Origin of the sequence: Pseudomonas sp. 3HC3 (assembly GCF_044904505.1) — a bacterium.
In the GTDB taxonomy this organism is placed as follows: domain Bacteria; phylum Pseudomonadota; class Gammaproteobacteria; order Pseudomonadales; family Pseudomonadaceae; genus Aquipseudomonas; species Aquipseudomonas putida_Y.
Map to the genome: position 1 here is coordinate 1 of NZ_JADDRH010000061.1, position 577 is coordinate 577.

The 577-nt window shown below is 66.2% G+C and carries 1 protein-coding gene; it reads left to right on the forward strand.

Going from position 1 to position 577, the window contains the following annotated elements; translation table 11 throughout:
* Positions 1-577: Ig-like domain-containing protein (locus INQ47_RS25645; protein WP_404702902.1), on the forward strand; the 577-nt coding region annotated here is incomplete at both ends.

The following is a 577-nucleotide window of genomic DNA, read 5'->3' on the forward strand; positions in this document are numbered from 1 at the left end:
CGCAACCGACTGACCTGGCCCTGGCCGATGGCGTCACCTTCACCGGTCGCGGCGAGCCCGGTGCCACCGTGCAGGTACGCGATGCCGGCGGTGCTGTCATCGGTACTGGTGTCGTCGGTGCCGACGGCCTGTTCAGCCTCACCCTGTCGCCGGCCCAGACCAATGGTAAAGCACTCGACGTGCGTCTGGTGGATGCCGCCGGCAACAGCTCTGCCCCATTGCAATTCGATGCGCCTGACATCACACCGCCCGATGCGGTCACCGATATCCTGGTCGGCCCAGGTGGTACGGCCCTGAGCGGTCGCGGCGAACCCGGCGCCACTGTCGAAGTGCGTGATGCCAGTGGCACCGTGATCGGCACGGGTATTGTGGGAGCCAATGGCACTTTCCTGATTGATCTTGATCCGGCGGCGCAGCCGGGCGAGCAGTTGAGCCTGGTGCAGACCGATCCAAGCGGCAATGCGTCCGTGGCTACCGAGTACGACGTACCGCTGACCACTGCGCCCGATAGCCCGAGCAATCTGGCCATCAATGCTGATGGCACCACCCTCACCGGTACCGCGCCGGCCGGCACCCG